Below are 16,728 nucleotides of genomic sequence, written 5' to 3'. Positions count from 1 at the left end.
GCCTTCCTCCCCAACCTCCGGCGTGCCATTCGCAAATCTAGGGCAGCCGCCGCTCCATGTCAACCTCCAAGGGCAAAGGCCGCCGGCTGACTTCCAGACGGAGCCTTCTGCCCGCGGTACAGGCGGATGGTCGAGCCCGGTTCCACCTGCGAGCCTCCGGCCGGAGACTGCGCGACGATCACATCACCCTGGCCGAGCACCTGAACTCTCAGATTCGCGGAATTCTGCAGCGCCAAATTCTGCGCTTCCTTCATCGTGAGTCCCACGAAATTCGGAACCGTCACCGGAGGCACCTCGGGGTAACGGTACTTTTTCTTCAGCCCCTGCGTCTGTGGCGGCACACCGAGCTCGCGCAGTCCGTCGTCCAGAATGTTTCCGACGATAGGCGCCGCAATCACGCCGCCAAACACGACGCCGTGCTCGGGGTGCGGATTGTCGATGGCGACATAGCAAACCAGAGCCGGATCGTTGGCGGGAGCCATGCCGATGAACGACACGATGTAGTGACCGGGCTCGTATCGGCCATTTTTGGCCACTTGCGCCGTACCTGTCTTCCCGGCGATCCGGTATCCGTCGCGATACGCCCTCGTCCCGCTTCCGTTGGCCACGACGCTCTCGAGGGCGGCGCGAACCTCCGCTGCGACCTGAGGCGAGATGACCTGACGGACGACGGTGGGCTTGGTGACGGACACCACACGGCCCGTGTCCGGATCGATGACCTCCGACACAAGATACGGCTTCATCAGCTTGCCGCCGTTTGCCACGGCGCCGACCGCCATGACCTGCTGGATGGGCGTGACGGAGACGCCCTGGCCAAACGCCGTGGTGGCGAGCTCCAGCGGGCCGACCTGACTGAGCTTGAACAGAATTCCGTTGCCTTCGCCAGGGAGATCAATGCCGGTCTTTTGACCGAAACCGAACGCGCGAATGTAGGAGAACAGCGCCTCCTTGCCCAGCCTTTCGCCGAGCGCGATGAAACCAGGGTTGCACGAGTTCTCGACCACGTTCAGGAACGACTCGGAACCGTGCCCCCCGGCCTTCCAGCAGCGGATGCGATGGCCCGCCACCTCGTAGTAACCGGGATCGTAAAACCGGTCGTTCAGATTCACCTTGTTCTCTTGCAGCGCGGCGGCGAGCGTCACAATTTTGAACGTCGAGCCGGGCTCGAACGTCTGCCAGATGGCTAGGTTGCGATTGTAGGTCGCCGGATCGGCCGAGCGCCAGTCGGCGGGATTGAACGTCGGGTAATTGGCCATGGCCAGGATGGCGCCGGTCTTGGGATTTTCCACAATGGCGGTGACCGAATCGGGATGGTATTCCGCCACGGCCTGCTCGATCTCCCGCTCGACGAACTGCTGAATCTGAAGATTAAGGGTGGTCTTGATGTCGTCACCGTCGGTCGGTTCAACCACCGACTGACCCTCGCCGGGAATCAGCTCCCCGTTCGCCTTGGCGTAAAACGTGATGCCGCCCTTCTTCCCCGACAGCACGCTGTTGTACATCTTCTCGAGCCCGGTGAGCCCCACGTTGTCGTAACCGGTGATGCCAAGCACCTGAGCGGCGAGCGATCCGTACGGGTACGCCCGCTTTCCATCCTCCGTGAGATAGATCCCAGGAAGTTCCATCTCACGGATGGCGTTGGCCTGTTCCTCAGACATCTGGCGCCCACCTGGGCGAATGTACACCATGAGCTCCCGTTGGGAAATTTGGCGCAAGACGTTGTCCACGCTCATATGTAGAATGGGCGCCAGCTTCGCGGCCGTGCCGGGTTTGTCCTTGATTTGGCTCGGTACCGCCACGATGGTCGGTGCGCTCGCCGTGTACGTCAGCGGTTGCCCGTTGCTCGCGAGGATGCTCCCGCGGATGCCGGACAACGGCACGGTGCGATCCCACGACTGCTTCGCCAGGTTCGAGAGCCACGCGGATTGCCATCCTTGCACGTACACGAGCCGACCTATGAGCGCGCCGATGGCGGCAAACAGCCCAAACAACAGCATGACCAGCCGCCGCCTCATCAGTCCAGGAGTCACGCGCACAGACCTCGCCCCCAACGTCGCACAGCTTGTTCGCTGAGACTAGCCTATGCGCGTCCCCGCAGGAATAGAAGGGCTGACGCGCGGCGCGTCAGCCGTTGGGCGACAACCTGATCTTGACCGTCTCTCCCGCCTTGACGCGGGTTCCCGGTGGAACCGACTGGCTCACCACATATCCCGATCCCGACGTGGACACGTCGAGTCCCATCGCCGCAAGCAGATTCGCCGCATCCCGCAACGTGAGCCCCGTCAGATCCGGCATGGACAGCGCGGCTGTCTGGTGATCGGCGAGGAGCGCGTACAGCTTCGCGCCTCGCGGCACCTCAACGCCTGGGGCGGGCCATTGGCGCTCGACCATGCCGCTTGTCCCTGCGAACATGCCCTGCAGTCCGTCCTGTTGCAGGACGGCCTCCGCCTGCGCTTGCGTCATCCCAATCAGATTCGGCGTCTCCACGTAGGACACCTGACCTTCTCCGGGCTCGGACGCAACAGATTTCACGGCGCCCGTCGGCGGAATGTGGTAGTAATTGAGGCATTCCTGCATGATGGCGCGCGCAATCGGAATCGCCACCGTGCTTCCCCACGCCTCGTCCGGCGCCACCTGCGGATCGTAGACCGTGACATAGACCACGACCTTGGGATCTTGGGCGGGTACAAAACCAATGAACGACGTTTCGAACTTGTTCTGGTAATACGCACCGGTGGCGGGATTGACAATCTGAGCCGTCCCGGTCTTGCCTGCGACTTCATAGCCAGGAATGGCGGCGCCCGTGTCGATCCCGTGCTTGGGATCCGAGACGTCGAGCACCATGGTGTCCCGAACCTCTTGGATCACGCTCTGGGGCAGGAAGCCCTGGCGAATCACCTTAGGCTTGTTCTCCTGAATCACGCGCCCGGAGGGCGAGATCACCTTGCTGATGATGTACGGGCGCAAAAGGCGTCCGCCATTTGCAATGGCATCCATCGCCATGATCTGCTGCATCGGGGTCACGGCGATGCCTTGCCCGAAGCCCGCCGTGGCGAGCTCGATCTTCCCCTGCTCAGAAGGCGGAAACAGAATGGACGTCGCTTCATTGGGAAGGTCGATTCCCGTCCTCGCTGTGAAGCCGAACAACTGAAGGTATTTGTTCAGGTTGGGCCACCCGAGCGCCAACGCGATGCGCGCGAAACCGACGTTCGACGATTCTTCGAGCGCTTGTTGATACGTCAGTGTCCCGAACCCCACATAGTTCCAGTCATGAATGGTGCGTCCGTCAATGGTGATTTGCCCTGACTGGAACGTGTCGTAGAGATTGATGGATTGCGTCGCCAGCGCAGCCGCGAGCACGAACGGCTTGAACGTGGACCCAGGCTCGAACGCACTGGAGACGGCCCAGTTGGACGAGAGAGCTTCCAGGCTCGCTTTCCAATACTCGTTGGGATTGAAATTGGGATAACTCGACATCGCGAGGATCGCGCCCGTCTGCGGATCCGATACGACGATGGCCGCGTGGAGCGGGTGATACTTTTGCACGAGTGCGTCCATCTGATCCTCGACATACCCTTGAATGGTTTCGTCGAGCGTCAGTTGAACACTGTCCCCGGCCTTGGCTGCCTTGACCACCTTGACGCTGCCGGGGATGGGGATCCCCGTGGGGTCCTGCTCGTACGAGATCAGCCCGTTTTGACCCGCCAAGTAGGAATTCATTTCGAGCTCCACGCCGCTTTCGCCCACGCCCTTGACGACATAGCCAATTGCGTTTGACGCAAAATCGCCGTACGGATACACGCGGAGTTCCGTCGGCGTGAACGTCACGCAGTTCTCCCAGGCCGTGTGATGGTCATCCGGCGCCCAGGCGTGCGCGGCAAAGGCCGCCTCCAGCTTTGATTTCACAAGGGCCTCGACAGGCGTGGGCAACTGGATCCAGGCGACAGGCTTCGAAAGCAAGGCGGCGAGATCGGACGGATTCGTCCCCAACACAGGCGCGAGAATCCTGGCGACAGCGTTCGCGTAGGGACGAATGGGTTGGAGTTCGATGTCCACGTAGTACGCCGGAACATCGTAGGCAAGGCGATTGCCTTGTGCGTCCAAAATGGAGCCACGAGGCGCCAGTAGGGGCTCGTTCACGTCGATGACCTTGGCGGCATCGTGTTTCAGCGTGCCGCCGTATACCCGCTGCACGTCGTAAATGCGCCAGACCACGGCGCCGAGCGTCGCCACCATCGCCAGCTGAAGCGCCCAAAGCCTCCGCCTCGGGCGCTTCCAACTGTTTCTTCTGCTCGTTCGCCCGCCGGTCCGATTCATGGCATCACTCGCCGCTTCCCTGCGTCGGGATCATCACGGGATTCTTGTACACCATGTGCAGCTTGTTGATGGCGACGTACAGAATGTGCGCGGGTTGCTCGAGTTCCGAGACCTGCATCTCGAGGTTCGCGTTGATGGCCTGCTGCGCCGCGATGGCCGACTGAAGCTTGGCGTGCTGATCGTTCAACTCGTAGATCTCCGCTCCCTTGGACGCGACCCACCACACTGCGGCGAAACTCACCATCGAGCACAAGGCAAAGCTCACCCGGTTCCACAGGCGCCGACGGGCGGCGCGCCGCTCCTCCGCTCTCGCATCCCGTTCACGCCCCGGCGACGTGTGCCCCCACGCCTCGCGACGCGTGCGAAGTTCCTGTTGCACAGCAGACATGGCATTCATCGCTCCCCATGATCCAGCTTTTCAAATGCGCGCATCTTCGCCGATCGCGCGCGCGGATTGCGCTCCAACTCCTCGCTCGAAGGCGTCACGGGCTTGCGCGACACCATACGTCCAAGCGGCCTGCGGCCACACTGGCAGACCGGAAATTCCGGCGGACAGATGCACCCCTGCGCCCACGTCTGAAACATCCGCTTCACCGCGCGGTCCTCGAGGGAGTGAAAGGTGATGACGGACAGCCGTCCGCCCGGCCGGAGGGCGCGAAACGCAGCCTCGAGCCCCCGCTCCAGAGCGCCCAGCTCGTCGTTCACCGCCATCCGGATGGCCTGAAACGTTCGCCTCGCCGGATGCGGGCCCGAGCGCCTTGCCGCGGCCGGAATGGCCGCGCGGACGATCTCCGCCAGTTCCGTCGTCGTCTCAATGGGTTTGCGCGATCTCGCCCGCACCACAGCGCGCGCGATGGCAGCCGCAAACCTCTCCTCGCCGTAATCCCGAAGGATCCTGGCCAGTTCACGTTCGTCCCACTCGTTCACGATGTCCCGCGCGGTGAGCGGCTGACGCCGATCCATGCGCATGTCGAGAGGGCCCTCGTGCCAGTAGCTGAATCCCCGCTCAGGAAGGTCGAACTGAGGTGAGGATACGCCGAGATCGAACAAGACCCCATCGACCGCCGTCACGCCAAGCGCACGGAGTCGCTCCTCCATCTGCGCAAAATTGGACTTGACCAGCGTGAGGCGGTCAGGATACCGCTGCTTCAATGGCTCCGCATGCGCAATCGCGCTCTCGTCCTGGTCGAACGCGATCACGACGCCGTCGGGCGCGGATCGCTCGAGAAGGCGCGCGGTATGCCCCCCGCCCCCGAGCGTCGCGTCCACGTACACGCCGCCCGACCGCGGCAACAGGACGTCGACAGCCTCCTCCAACAACACCGTCTCATGCACAAACGCCAACGTCTCATCCCCCGCGATTCAGAACGAAAAGTCGACCAGGTTTTCCGCAATCTCGGCAAATGACCGCTCCGCGTCGCTCGAGTAGTGTTCCCAGACACTCGTATTCCAAATTTCGACTCGATTCGACACGCCGATCAGCGTGCATTCCTTCTCGAGCTTCGCGTACGCCCGCAGCTTGGGAGGCAGGAGAATGCGGCCCTGCTTGTCGACTTCGCACTCCGACGCGCCAGAAAAGAAGAAGCGCACAAACGCCCGCGCGTCCGATCGCGTCATGGGAAGAGATTTCAGCTTCTGCTCGAGCGCGCTCCACTCGTCCAGCGGATACGCGAACAGGCATTGATCCAGGCCGCGGGTGACGATGAACGAATCCCCCAGCCCATCCCGGAACTTCGCCGGAATGGTCAGCCGCCCTTTGCTGTCGAGGGAATGTTCGTACTCACCCATGAACAACGGCCTTCACCACCCGCTCGCGCTGGTCCCCCACTTTGCCCCACTTTCCACCACTATCATACCTGTTCGAGGTCCATCGCGAATCTCCTGCTGGCTTGCCGGATTTTTTGAAAATCAAAAAGCGACCGCGCGAGTGGCGCGATCGCCTTGGTTCATCCGGTATTCCGTTCAGCCGTCGATCACGACGTCAAGCACCGGTCCCATCTGTGAGATGGAACTCCACGTCGGGAGTTCGGCAAAGAGCTTGGTCCCGACCTCGCTCCAGAAGTTGAGCGGACAGAGGCGCCGCTCCTGAGGGTGCCCGTCGGGAAACAGACATCGCTCGACGTGGCGCAACTGCCTGATCTCGTCCTGACGCCGCCGCTTCCATGCCCGCAACACGCGGCGCTCGAGCTCCTTCCAGGCGCGCGCTTCCGCCTCCCCGTGGCGCTCGAGCATGGCGCGGACGTCAGGCCCCGCCTCCCCGTAGGCCTGCTCGAGGCGTCGAAGTTCGGCGCGCGCGGTTTCGATCCAGGCGTCGACATCCCGGCGCAGCGGCTCCGCGATGTCGGCCAACGCCCGGCTGGAGACGAGATCCGAGGGTTCGCGCATCTCGTCGAGCGACAGCCCGTGTTTTCGCATGAGGCGAGCGACGCTCGGCGGCACGAGGCGCATGCGCTGGCGCAAAATGAGCGGTGGCAGACGGCGCCCGTGCGCGTGGAACGTCCCGCGCGCCAGTGGGTAGTAGGCGATCTCGCTCGGCCCCCCGACATAGGCCAGCGTGGGCAACACCACGTCCTGCACGACGGGTCGCAACAGGACGTTCGCGGAGAAGCCTGTGGGGTCGAGATCGCCACGTTGCAGCCACTCGGAAAGCGCACCAGCCTCCCCGTGGCCGCGCGCGACAAAGCCCGGTCCGCCCGGTTCGAGCACAAACCGCTTGCCGTCGATCACGGCGAAGACGGTCGAATGGCGCGGATCTCGCAACACCTCCGGGACAAAGCCGGCCTGTTCCACCTCCGCGTAAGCGTCGTGAAGCTGCCGCTGCACCTCCTCCGCCGCCTCGAGCGTGCCGCGGAAGACCGGCCAGGCCAAGCGGCGGATGTCCGGCAAGCAGGGATCAAAGAACACGAGTCCGCATTCGGCGAGCGCCGTCGCCATCAGTCTCGCAAACCACGTGGCCAGGGAATCCCCTTCCCGCCATGCGGACCAGACGGCGTGCAGGGCATCCAGCTTGTGACTGGCCTCGGAAAGCCGCTCGTCGGCCTGGTTCAGGACGCTTCGCACGTCGCGCGCCGTCAGGGCCTCACAGTAGACCATCTGATGCGGTTCAAATCGGTGCGGAAGCTGGATGCGCGCCACTTCGGCCAGCCGATCGACGACATAGGCGTGATTGACTTCCTCGGCGTCGTGATCCTCGGAGGCAATCCAAAACACAGGGACCACAGGGCGCTCGAGGCGACGTTCCAGTTCGCGGGCGACGCCGATGGCCGTCAGGGCTTTGGCGACACTGTAGAGGGGACCTGTGAACAGGCCGGCCTGTTGCCCCGTGACCACGGCGAGCGCGTCCGGCTGCGCCAGCCGCTCGAGCGCCCGGTTTTGAACCGCGGAGGCACCGATATGGGCGTGAAACGCTCGCAATGCCTCGACGAGGGATGCGCGCGTGTCCGCGGCATATGTCTTCAGGACCTCGTCCGCTCGCGCGCGGTACGTCGCGATCTCGCGCGGATCCTGATCGTCGTACAGATGATGGACGCGATCGAATGAGAACAAATGGGCGTCGGCAAGCGGATTTCCGGTCGGCGCCTCGTATACCGTACACTTCAAGGAGAACTCGCCCCTTTGCTCCACCCAAAATGGCCACACTCATCATAACAACCGGGGCTTGGGATGTAAAACCGTAAGGAGTTGAGAAATTCTCATGGAGCGCGGACAACTTGCAGGCCGTGTCGCCGTCGTCTCAGGCGCGTCGGGCGGCATCGGACGCGCCATCGCCCTGCAGTTGGCAGCCCAGGGCGCGAAGGTCGTCTGCGGGTATTTCAAGAGGCGTGAAAGTGGAGAGAAAACGGCAGCCGAATGCCGGGCTCTGGGCGCGGAGGCGCTCGCGGTACAGGCTGATCTCGCCGCGGAGGAAGGCGCAAAGCTGCTGATCACTGCAGCCACCCAACTGGGTTCGCCGTCGCTTGTCGTTCATGCCGCGGGCCGGGACATGCGCGGCTTGGCCCACGAGATGAACGCCGAGTCGTGGAGACAGGTGATGGATGAACACCTTTCCTCCGCATTCTACCTGGCGCGTGCCGCGTTTCCGCACCTTCGGCGCTCGCCGGATGCCGCCTGCGTCTTTGTGTCCTCCGCTTACGGGCTGCACGGTGCAGCCATGGAGGCGGCGTACGCGGCGGCCAAAGCGGGCGTGATCGCTTGGATGAAGTCGCTGGCGCGCGAATGGTCGTCGATTCCGATACGCGTCAACGCGGTGGCGCCCGGCCCCATCGAGACCAGGATGTTGGAGTACTTGGACGACGACGAACTCGAGGCGCTGCGGCGGGAGATTCCGCTTGGGCGCATGGGGCGTCCGGAAGAGGTGGCGTCGGCGGTTTCCTTTCTCCTCAGTCCGAGGGCCTCGTACATCACCGGTCAAGTGCTCGTCGTCGATGGCGGATGGATGAGCTGAAGGTCAACTCTTTTTCTGAATGGGTTCAAGCTGCACGCCGAACCTTCGGACGTGGATCTCGACGTCGACATGAATTTTGGCGGTCTTCAGCCTCTCCTCCCAAGGAAACGCCGCGAATTGCGGGTACGTCATGAACTGGCTGCGGATGGCCTTGGACACGGGAATGACGTCGGCTTGGTCGTCGACCAGGAGGCGTTTGAGAAGCTTCTCCATGCGATCGGACAGCTGTTGATCGAGTTCACTCTCCAGTTTTTGGCGAGCGGCCGGATCGGCGTAGTTGCGCGAGGAAGAGATGTTGATCACGTCGGCATCCACAGGCACGTGCGCCGTGATGGTCATCGGGTTCGACAGGTTCACGCTGTACTCGGCCGGCCGTTCCTTGTGAAGCTCCAGACCGATATCCCGGGAAGGCTCTTCGGGATCTTGCAGGGTCAGCGTCGAATGGTGCACGCCGCCCTGAAGAAGCCGCAGGTACAAGCAATCCTTTCCCGTCACTTCGTCGACCATCCGGTCCTCGCGAAAGACCGCGGCGCCCATCCAGTCCACGGGATTGCCGCCTTCCCGGCGCACCTCACCGGCGCGGTACGAAAGATGCGGCGAATCGGGCATCTGGCCGTCTTCGACGTTCTGGTTGACGGCGAACAGAGGTGCGATGGCGTCCTCGTGCGGGTTTTCCATGCCGTCGATGAGATATTGAATCGGACACACCGGCGCAGTCCCGGTGCGCTGGGAGACCAGGGCGACGCCGTCGGCGATGCGGGTCACGGCCGAATCAAGCATGGGCTGAAACGCCTTGATCGATTCGCTCGCCTTGCCCTTCGACACCGAGACCGGTACCGTCCGGCGGAATTCGCGGTACCGCGTGAGGGCCTCAATGTATGGCTCCACCCCCTCCTTCGCCAAATCTTCGCCGAAGACGATGAGGGAGAGATGGGAGAAGGTGATGGATCGCTCCACGGAGCCGTTGGCGATCATCATCGCCTCTGGAATGCTTCGCGCGCGCACGGTGATGGGCTCCTTGCCTGCGAGCGGTTGCTGGCCCGAACGGGAACTCGCGCCGGTGGGGTTGACCGGTTGCGCAATGCGGAAGGTACAGTCGATGAGGCCACCGGGGGCCTTGTCGATCCCGAGCACGCTGACAAACGCCTGTTGCTCAAGCTCCTGGCGATCGTAACATCCCGTGGTGGCCAACGGCATGAGCGCGACCAGCGCGAGCGTGAGCCATCGGGACGCGGGACGGCGCCCAAAGAATCCAAACCGCATGCCTCTCACCATCCTCCCTCGTAGGATGGCTCGCGAGACGGCATGCCATGCGTCCTATCCGCCATACCATCTGCACGATCGAAAAACGAGGAGCAAGCCTATTCAGCCTGCTCCATCCGTTCTCCCGTGGTGATCCTCTCCAAGTTGCCGTACTCGTCGATCCGATACATAAACCCTTCGGCGAATTTCGGCCCGATGAGATCGTCGTCCAGGACGGCCGCCTTGCGCGCCCGCTCCATGATCTCCATCAACGCCTTGTAGTCTCGGGTGATGGCGTCGTGCGTGGCCTTCAAGTCGCGCAGTTCCTCGCACACGCGCTTGTGCTCGGCCTCGAGCGATTCGTATTTCGCCTTCCACTCGTTCAACTGGCGTTCCGCGCTGCGCCACCGCGAAGCCCACTCCTGCGCCGTGTTCTTCTCCTGACGCAAGAACCTCAGCACCTGTGCCCACGTCATGAGCGTCGCCGTCGGATGATCGGCGTCGCCCCCTTCGAGCTGCGCCTGGACGCGCTGCGACTTGTTCTTCTTGCGCTCCTCCTTCGCAAGCTCAATCCGATACCGCTGCTGCTTGCGAACGCACGCGTTCCAGCGAAACCCGCACGCGGCGGCGGTGCGGCCAAGCCGTCTCGCCGCTTCGTTAAACCCCGCGAGCTGCGTGCTACCTTGCTTGATGTGTTTCAGGACGATCTCCGCTAGAATCTCATCGTCTTCGGTCGTCCAGGCGTCTTGGCGCATCGCCCTGTCCTTATGTCTCGTTTCACTCATCCCGTTTCACCGGCCTTTCCTCCATGGTCACGAGTCGGAACTATCCCGACGCTACCATTTGTTATTCCCACCGGTGAGGAGACTTAAACAAAAGACAGGTGATGAAGCTTCACGGGTCGGCGCGATGAGCCGAGTGGATTCTTCGCCACCCGCGGCGCCGATAGATATAAGGCGACTTCGCTCCCACGTATTCGATCACGACGCGCGGCGGGCGTTCCAAAAGCGGCTTCCGCCGAATCGCGCGCCAAACCAGCCTGCCTAAGTACACGGCGCGCGTGAGGCGCGACGCGTTCCAGAGCGCATACACCGTCGACGCCAGGCGGAACAGCCGAAACGCAAGGCGAAGCCAACGCACGGCAACCCCTCCACCTTCCGAGGATTCACCGATAGGTTGTACCTGCGCGAGGACCTTCATCCGTTCCCACGAGCTTTTGCTCGCGCGAACGCACGGCCTCCGCGACCAGGCCGTCCACGTCCATGCGCGACTCCGCGCGCTCCAGATCCCGCAACTTCGGGTTCGTCTTCGGATGCTTCGGCGCGAACAACGAGCAGCAGTCGTCGAAGGGAAGGATCGAGATCTCGTACGTGCCCATCCGCTTGGCGAGCTCGATGATCTCGAGCTTGTCCTCAGCGATGAGCGGACGCAGAATGGTGTGCTCCGTGACGCGATCGACCGCATTCAAAGCTGATAGGGTCTGACTGGCGACCTGGCCGAGGCTGTCGCCGGTGATCAGCGCACCGGCCCCGACTTCCTCCGCGATCCTCGAGGCGATGCGGACCATCATGCGCCGGAGCAAGATGGTACGCAGGCCTTCGGGCGCACACCGCTGGATTTCCGCCTGGATGGCCGTGACGGACACCAGATGCAAGGGCATAGGGCCGCCCCATGTCGTGAGGATGGCCGCGAGATCTTCGACCTTTTGCTGAGCCCGTTCGCTGGTGAAGGGGAAACTGTGAAAGTGGACCAATTCCAATTCCAATCCCCGCTTCATGGCCTTCCAGGCAGCGACCGGGCTGTCGATCCCGCCCGACAGAAGCACAAGCCCCTTTCCGCTCATGCCCACCGGGAAACCGCCCAAACCGGGGACGCGGCTGGGATAGAGGTAGGCGGCAGACTTTCGAACATCGACCTCGATCACGACGTCCGGATGGTGGACGTCGACCCGAATGTGCGGCAGCGCGCGCAGAACGGCTGCGCCCACGGCCTTCTGAAGCGCAGGACTGTCCAGAGGAAATTCCTTGTAGCCTCGGCGCGCCTCCACCTTGAACGTGGACTTGTCCATCAGTTCTCGCTTGGCCACTTCCACGGCGGTGCGTTGAATGGCCGCGAGATCGAGCGGCGCGACGGCGACGGGCGAGATGGACGAGATGCCAAACACCTGCTGCAGCTTTTGCAGCGCCGCATCGACAGGAGCGCCGTTCAGCTGAACCACGATGCGCTGCTGGCTGCGCGTCACCTTGACCTCCGGCCATCCGGACAGCGCGCGCCGCACGTTTCGCTCCAAAAGCTGTTCCATCTCGGCGCGGTTCGCGCCCTTCGTCGTCAATTCCCCATACCGAATGAGAAGATGATCGTATAGCAAGTCCGGTCCCCCTACCGAATGCCTAACGCTTGTTTGACCCACATGGTTCGATCGCGCACAACTTCCAACGCGCGCTCCATGTCCTGCATTCGAGTGCCAGGATGCCATGAGAACCGCACGGCCGCAAGAGCCACGTCCGGTTTGATCCGCATGGCGGTCAGCACGCGGCTGGGTTCGCGCCCGTGCTTTCCGCTGGAACACGCGCTTCCAGCCGACACGTACAGGCCCTTTTCCTCAAATGCGTGCACCAAGATCTCGCCGCGCGCGCCGGGCAACGCCGCGCACAGGATGTAAGGCGAATGACGGACGGGATCGACAAGGACATAGCCGAGTTCCTTCAGCCCCCGCTTGAGAAGCTCCCGCTTGCTCTCCGCCTCGGCGTCTGCCGCCATCTCCCGGACCGCATGTTGCGCGGCTTCGCCGAACGACAGCGCCCCCAGGACATTTTCCGTCCCAGAGCGCAATCCGAACTCTTGCCCCCCGCCCACGACGTGCGGTTTGAGGCGCAGGCTCGAATGCACGTAGAGCGCGCCCACACCTTTCAGCGCGCCGAGTTTGTGCCCCGAGGCCGCGTAGAGGTGAATGCGCGATCGCGCCAGGGACACTGGGATCTTGCCAAGCGCCTGCGTTCCGTCGACGTGAAAGATGGCCTTGGGATGGCCCTTGAGACCCTCCGCAATTGCCTCAACCGGCAGGACGGCCCCTGTCTCGTTATTGACGTGCATCACGGAGACGAGGATGGTGTCGTCCCGCACCTGCCGCAGGACGTCCTCCGCCGACACATCGCCGCGATCGTCAGGATGCACGTAGGACACGTCGAACCCCTGGCGCTCGAGATCCGCCATCGCCTCGCGAACCGCCGGATGTTCGATGGCGGTGGTCACGAGATGCCGGCCGCGATTCGCATAAGCGCGCGCGACGCCGTAAATGGCGAGATTGTTGGCTTCCGTGCCGCCGCCCGTGAACACGAGTTGGCCGTCGCGAGCGCCAAGGCTCTCCAACACCTGTTCGCGCGCATGCCGGAGGGCTCGCTCCGCGCGCATGCCCAGGCGATGCAGAGAGGATGGATTTCCGTAGATCTCCAACCACTCACCTATGCGCTCACGCACCTCTTCGCGCACCGGCGCAGTCGCCGCATAATCGAAGTAGAGCTCGTCCGCCATCTGGATTCCCTCCTGAACTGAGACGGCCGAGGCACCGACGCGCCTCGGCCGTGAGCGGATCCACGTGTCAGCGATAGATGACCTCGTCGATCAATCCGTACGCTTTCGCTTCCTCCGCCGACATGAAATTGTCGCGATCCGTGTCCTGCGCGACCCTTTCCAGCGGCTGTCCCGTGCGCTCCGCCAGAATCCGATTGAGGCGTTCCCTCGTTTTCAGGATGTGCCGGGCGTGGATCTCGATATCGGACGCCTGACCGCGCGCGCCGCCGAGCGGCTGGTGGATCATCACCTCAGAGTTGGGAAGCGCATAGCGCTTGCCCTTGGCCCCCGCCGCCAAAAGCACCGCGGCCATACTCGCCGCCATGCCCACGCACATCGTGCTCACATCCGGCTTGATATGCTGCATGGTATCGTATATCGCGAGGCCTGCGGACACCGATCCTCCCGGACTGTTTATGTACATCTGGATGTCTTTGTCCGGATCATCGGCGGCAAGGAACAACAGTTGCGCCACGACCGCGTTCGCGACGTCGTCATCGATAGGCGTACCCAAAAAGATGATCCGATCCTTGAGCAGGCGCGAGTAAATGTCGTAGCTGCGTTCCCCGCGCGAGGTCTGCTCGATCACGTACGGGATGAGACTCATGCGCTCAAGCCTCCTTTTCATTACGGTACTACAATACCCATTATGCCACGGCATTGCCATTTCATCAAGGTAAGTCAAAGTCAACCAAACTTCCAGGCATGGGGCTTGCTCTCGGCATGGCGATGCGCGATGCGCGGGATACTGTGGGTATTCCCGCGAGAGGAGGATGGCCATGCAACGCAACATCCACCCTGCTGACCGCTGTCTGCGCCTCGCCGCTGGAGTCGCCAGCCTGTCTTCCGCCGTGTACGGCCGACGCCAATCGGCGCTCACCCGCGCTTTGCTCGCGGGATTTGGCGCCATGAAAATTGCAGAAGCCCTCACGGGATTTTGCCCGATCAAGTCCTCCATGGAACGCATCGGAAACCCAGGTGGAACTTCGATGCAGGCGCCGGAATGGGCTCAGCAGGCCGCGGAAGGCGCGAAAAAGGTCGCGCGACAAGCGGCCGACAAGGTTCAGAACTTGGCACAGCAGGCGGTTCAAGGCGCAGAGCAGGCGAGCGACATCCCTATCCCGGACGAGGTCGCTGACTTCCTCGTCGACAGCTCCAAGCGGGAGACAAGCGACGAGGACAACGCGTAGGCACAGCAAGACAGCCATCCCGTGGATGGCTGTCTTGTCCCCGCGATTCGCTCGAATCCCAGTCACTCCGCCTGGGCGCGCTGCGCCAATTGGCGCTCTTGAGGAAGGAACCGGACACCGTACTTCCCGTTGCGGAGACGATAGACCTCGACCTGGGTGGGTCGTGCGGAACGGCGAATCCTCTCGTCCGCCTCCACCCACATGACGGCACAGTAGGCCTCAAACTTGGTGTCGTACACGCCTGCGAAGTACACCCAATCCCCCATGCGCCTTCCCTCCCCGTGCACGTAGTATGGAGCTTGTCGTGAACCCGGACGCAGGGAATCGATGTGACGCATGGGAAAATGGCGTTCACTCATTTTCTTTCGCCCGGTCATTTGCTACAATATTTGCACCACTTCGGTGGTGGCGAAGCGCCGGTCGGTGTACGACCTCCGGATCGCCTTTGCACTCGAGCTTGTCCGTCTGAACGAGCGCGGTCGCGTGATACCAGGCGTATGATCCGTCAGGAGGAAACTCCGGCAAAGGAGTGAACGCGCGATGATGACGAAGGATGACATCCTGTTGCTCAAGACCAAGCTGCTCCCGCCCGGAGCAGAGGCCGTCATCGACTTTCTCGCTGCTCGCCATAGCCAACTGGAGTCGACGAACATCGTGCTGGAGAACGTGCCGCTTCTCATTATCGGGCGCCACGGGATGATCGCCCGTTTGCCGCTGAACGGCCGCATCAAGAAGGTGAGTCAGGCGGAGGAGATCCTGCCCGCTCTCCAGGCGTATTTCAACAACGCATCATCAGGAGACAAGTTGTTTGTCTTCATCAATCTACCGGAGCTTCCGATTCCACCAGAAGTGCAGCAAGTGTTGTCGGAGGTCGAGGCTCGAGCGATGCGTCGGGAGGAGATCCGGATGAAGATCGACCGCGCGCTCGACGAGCGGAACCGCGAAGCCTTTGACCGCGCCGTGAAGGAACTCGAAGAGCTGATGCGCGAAGAGGACTCGACGGTGGGTCCGACCCCAAGTTCCACGTAGGCGTATAGACGCGCTTCGCCCCGGTAACGCTGCGGATGAGAGGTGATGAGATGGACCGAGGAGCGCTGTGGGAGAAAGCCGCGGAGCTTGCCCGTCTCATCGCCGATTCAGAGCCGGCCAGGCGCTACCGGGATGCGAAGGCGAAGCTCGACGGATCGCCCGAGGCCCAGTCGATGCTCCGCCGCTTCCGCGAACTCCAGGAGGCGGTCGCCGAGTTTCAGGCGCGGCGCGTGCCACCCATGCACTACCGGCACGTGATCGAAGAGGCGGATCGCCTTCTGACGGAGATGCGGAACGTCCCAGAAATCGCGGCGTTCGAGCAGGCCGAACGCGAGCTCAACCAACTGCTCGACGCCGTCTCGAGCCGGCTTCAGCAAAGCCTGTCCTCGCCACATGGATGAGCGCGGCGGCATGCGTTGACACCGTGGACACATGGTGTTATGTTGTTGCAAGCATGGCGCAGGCCAAATCTGGATTGCGGATGGGAATGAGATAGGAATGGCTCATGACGAGTTTCTCGAACACGAGGACGAAGTGATCGTCCTGGAGGACGAAAACGGCGAAGAGCATCAGTTTGTGCTGGGCGAAGTCCTGACCGTCGACAACAAGGATTATGCGGTTTTGTTGCCGCTTGACGACTCCATGGAGGAGGGCGTCATCTTCCGCATCGACGGCGAAGACGGCGAACAAATGGTGTTGTCCGAGATCGAGGACGACGAAGAGTGGCAGCGCGTCGTGGACGCATACAACGACGAGTTGTTTGACGACAGCGAGGACGAGGAAGAGGAAGAGGAAGACTAAAAAGGTTGCGAATCGGGGGGGGGGGGGGGGGGGGGGGGGGGGGGGGGGCGGGGGGTTTTTTTTATTTGGGGGGGCGACGGGGGGGGGGGGGCGGGGGGGGCGGGGGCCGGGCGCGGCGGGAGGGGACGGGGGGGG

18 protein-coding genes are annotated in these 16,728 nt (G+C 62.7%); 5 read left to right on the top strand and 13 right to left on the bottom strand.

The features are described 5' to 3' along the window. Positions 1–59 precede the first annotated feature (59 nt). From J3481_RS06735 to bshC, 6 genes are all read right to left on the bottom strand, one after another. Complete coding sequence (locus J3481_RS06735; RefSeq protein ID WP_456237095.1) at positions 60–2,036, bottom strand: stage V sporulation protein D; 1,977 nt, start codon at positions 2,034–2,036, stop codon at positions 60–62. 88 nt (positions 2,037–2,124) lie between these two features. After that, the gene (locus J3481_RS06730) at positions 2,125–4,317 is read right to left on the bottom strand and encodes a penicillin-binding transpeptidase domain-containing protein (protein ID WP_206831243.1); all 2,193 of its coding nucleotides are present in this window, start codon (positions 4,315–4,317) and stop codon (positions 2,125–2,127) included. A gap of 4 nt (positions 4,318–4,321) precedes the next feature. Continuing rightward, a complete protein-coding gene (locus J3481_RS06725; protein WP_206831244.1) occupies positions 4,322–4,705 on the bottom strand; it encodes a septum formation initiator family protein in 384 nt (127 codons plus the stop codon). 5 nt (positions 4,706–4,710) lie between these two features. Next, the gene (gene rsmH / locus J3481_RS06720) at positions 4,711–5,661 is read right to left on the bottom strand and encodes a 16S rRNA (cytosine(1402)-N(4))-methyltransferase RsmH (RefSeq protein WP_206831245.1); all 951 of its coding nucleotides are present in this window, start codon (positions 5,659–5,661) and stop codon (positions 4,711–4,713) included. 18 nt (positions 5,662–5,679) lie between these two features. Continuing rightward, entirely contained in the window at positions 5,680–6,111 is a 432-nt protein-coding gene (mraZ, locus tag J3481_RS06715; protein WP_206831246.1) for a division/cell wall cluster transcriptional repressor MraZ, read from the bottom strand. Positions 6,112–6,279: 168 nt separating this feature from the next. Continuing rightward, complete coding sequence (gene bshC / locus J3481_RS06710; RefSeq protein WP_206831247.1) at positions 6,280–7,917, bottom strand: bacillithiol biosynthesis cysteine-adding enzyme BshC; 1,638 nt, start codon at positions 7,915–7,917, stop codon at positions 6,280–6,282. 94 nt (positions 7,918–8,011) lie between these two features. On the opposite strand from bshC, the gene ymfI reads away from it, so the two are divergent. Next, a complete protein-coding gene (gene ymfI, locus J3481_RS06705) occupies positions 8,012–8,761 on the top strand; it encodes an elongation factor P 5-aminopentanone reductase (protein WP_206831248.1) in 750 nt (249 codons plus the stop codon). A 3-nt stretch (positions 8,762–8,764) separates the two neighbouring features. Here ymfI and J3481_RS06700 read toward each other — a convergent pair whose 3' ends face one another. The 6 genes from J3481_RS06700 to clpP form a co-directional block, all read right to left on the bottom strand. Further along, positions 8,765–10,024, bottom strand: coding sequence for a Ger(x)C family spore germination protein (locus tag J3481_RS06700; RefSeq protein ID WP_206831249.1), 1,260 nt, complete (start codon positions 10,022–10,024; stop codon positions 8,765–8,767). A gap of 98 nt (positions 10,025–10,122) precedes the next feature. Continuing rightward, complete coding sequence (locus tag J3481_RS06695) at positions 10,123–10,758, bottom strand: RsfA family transcriptional regulator (RefSeq protein WP_206831250.1); 636 nt, start codon at positions 10,756–10,758, stop codon at positions 10,123–10,125. A 139-nt stretch (positions 10,759–10,897) separates the two neighbouring features. Beyond that, on the bottom strand, positions 10,898–11,143 hold the full coding sequence (locus J3481_RS06690; RefSeq protein WP_206831251.1) for a hypothetical protein: 246 nt from the start codon (positions 11,141–11,143) through the stop codon (positions 10,898–10,900). A gap of 25 nt (positions 11,144–11,168) precedes the next feature. Further along, entirely contained in the window at positions 11,169–12,371 is a 1,203-nt protein-coding gene (thiI, locus tag J3481_RS06685; protein WP_206831252.1) for a tRNA uracil 4-sulfurtransferase ThiI, read from the bottom strand. A gap of 11 nt (positions 12,372–12,382) precedes the next feature. Next, positions 12,383–13,534 carry a cysteine desulfurase family protein gene (locus J3481_RS06680; protein WP_206831253.1) on the bottom strand — a complete coding sequence of 384 codons (1,152 nt, stop codon included), beginning with the start codon at positions 13,532–13,534 and terminating at the stop codon, positions 12,383–12,385. 67 nt (positions 13,535–13,601) lie between these two features. Further along, positions 13,602–14,180 carry an ATP-dependent Clp endopeptidase proteolytic subunit ClpP gene (gene clpP, locus J3481_RS06675; protein ID WP_008339574.1) on the bottom strand — a complete coding sequence of 193 codons (579 nt, stop codon included), beginning with the start codon at positions 14,178–14,180 and terminating at the stop codon, positions 13,602–13,604. A 172-nt stretch (positions 14,181–14,352) separates the two neighbouring features. On the opposite strand from clpP, the gene J3481_RS06670 reads away from it, so the two are divergent. Continuing rightward, positions 14,353–14,763, top strand: a complete 411-nt coding sequence (locus J3481_RS06670) for a YgaP family membrane protein (RefSeq protein WP_206831254.1) — start codon at positions 14,353–14,355, stop codon at positions 14,761–14,763. A gap of 62 nt (positions 14,764–14,825) precedes the next feature. Here the strand turns inward: J3481_RS06670 and J3481_RS06665 are convergent, their stop codons facing one another. Continuing rightward, complete coding sequence (locus tag J3481_RS06665; RefSeq protein ID WP_206831255.1) at positions 14,826–15,029, bottom strand: hypothetical protein; 204 nt, start codon at positions 15,027–15,029, stop codon at positions 14,826–14,828. Between the two features lie 274 nt (positions 15,030–15,303). On the opposite strand from J3481_RS06665, the gene J3481_RS06660 reads away from it, so the two are divergent. The 3 genes from J3481_RS06660 to J3481_RS06650 all read left to right on the top strand — a co-directional run bounded on the left by J3481_RS06660 (position 15,304) and on the right by J3481_RS06650 (position 16,593). Beyond that, positions 15,304–15,792: an IDEAL domain-containing protein gene (locus J3481_RS06660; protein ID WP_206831256.1), complete on the top strand. Its 489-nt coding sequence runs from the start codon at positions 15,304–15,306 to the stop codon at positions 15,790–15,792. Between the two features lie 50 nt (positions 15,793–15,842). Then, positions 15,843–16,193 carry a YlbF family regulator gene (locus J3481_RS06655; RefSeq protein ID WP_206831257.1) on the top strand — a complete coding sequence of 117 codons (351 nt, stop codon included), beginning with the start codon at positions 15,843–15,845 and terminating at the stop codon, positions 16,191–16,193. 97 nt (positions 16,194–16,290) lie between these two features. Beyond that, positions 16,291–16,593: a DUF1292 domain-containing protein gene (locus J3481_RS06650; protein WP_206831258.1), complete on the top strand. Its 303-nt coding sequence runs from the start codon at positions 16,291–16,293 to the stop codon at positions 16,591–16,593. Positions 16,594–16,728: the final 135 nt, after the last annotated feature.

Origin of the sequence: Alicyclobacillus fructus (assembly GCF_017329605.1) — a bacterium.
Lineage (GTDB): Bacteria > Bacillota > Bacilli > Alicyclobacillales > Alicyclobacillaceae > Alicyclobacillus > Alicyclobacillus fructus.
This window is presented reverse-complemented; position numbering and strand designations above follow the sequence as displayed.

Coding starts and splice junctions, on each gene's coding strand:
- J3481_RS06730 (WP_206831243.1), bottom strand. CDS start 4,317: ATGAATCGGACCGGCGGGCGAACGAGCAGAAGAAACAGTTGGAAGCGC.
- J3481_RS06725 (WP_206831244.1), bottom strand. CDS start 4,705: ATGTCTGCTGTGCAACAGGAACTTCGCACGCGTCGCGAGGCGTGGGGG.
- ymfI (WP_206831248.1), top strand. CDS start 8,012: ATGGAGCGCGGACAACTTGCAGGCCGTGTCGCCGTCGTCTCAGGCGCG.
- J3481_RS06700 (WP_206831249.1), bottom strand. CDS start 10,024: ATGCGGTTTGGATTCTTTGGGCGCCGTCCCGCGTCCCGATGGCTCACG.
- J3481_RS06695 (WP_206831250.1), bottom strand. CDS start 10,758: ATGCGCCAAGACGCCTGGACGACCGAAGACGATGAGATTCTAGCGGAG.
- J3481_RS06680 (WP_206831253.1), bottom strand. CDS start 13,534: ATGGCGGACGAGCTCTACTTCGATTATGCGGCGACTGCGCCGGTGCGC.
- clpP (WP_008339574.1), bottom strand. CDS start 14,180: ATGAGTCTCATCCCGTACGTGATCGAGCAGACCTCGCGCGGGGAACGC.
- J3481_RS06670 (WP_206831254.1), top strand. CDS start 14,353: ATGCAACGCAACATCCACCCTGCTGACCGCTGTCTGCGCCTCGCCGCT.
- J3481_RS06665 (WP_206831255.1), bottom strand. CDS start 15,029: ATGGGGGATTGGGTGTACTTCGCAGGCGTGTACGACACCAAGTTTGAG.
- J3481_RS06660 (WP_206831256.1), top strand. CDS start 15,304: ATGATGACGAAGGATGACATCCTGTTGCTCAAGACCAAGCTGCTCCCG.
- J3481_RS06655 (WP_206831257.1), top strand. CDS start 15,843: ATGGACCGAGGAGCGCTGTGGGAGAAAGCCGCGGAGCTTGCCCGTCTC.
- J3481_RS06650 (WP_206831258.1), top strand. CDS start 16,291: ATGGCTCATGACGAGTTTCTCGAACACGAGGACGAAGTGATCGTCCTG.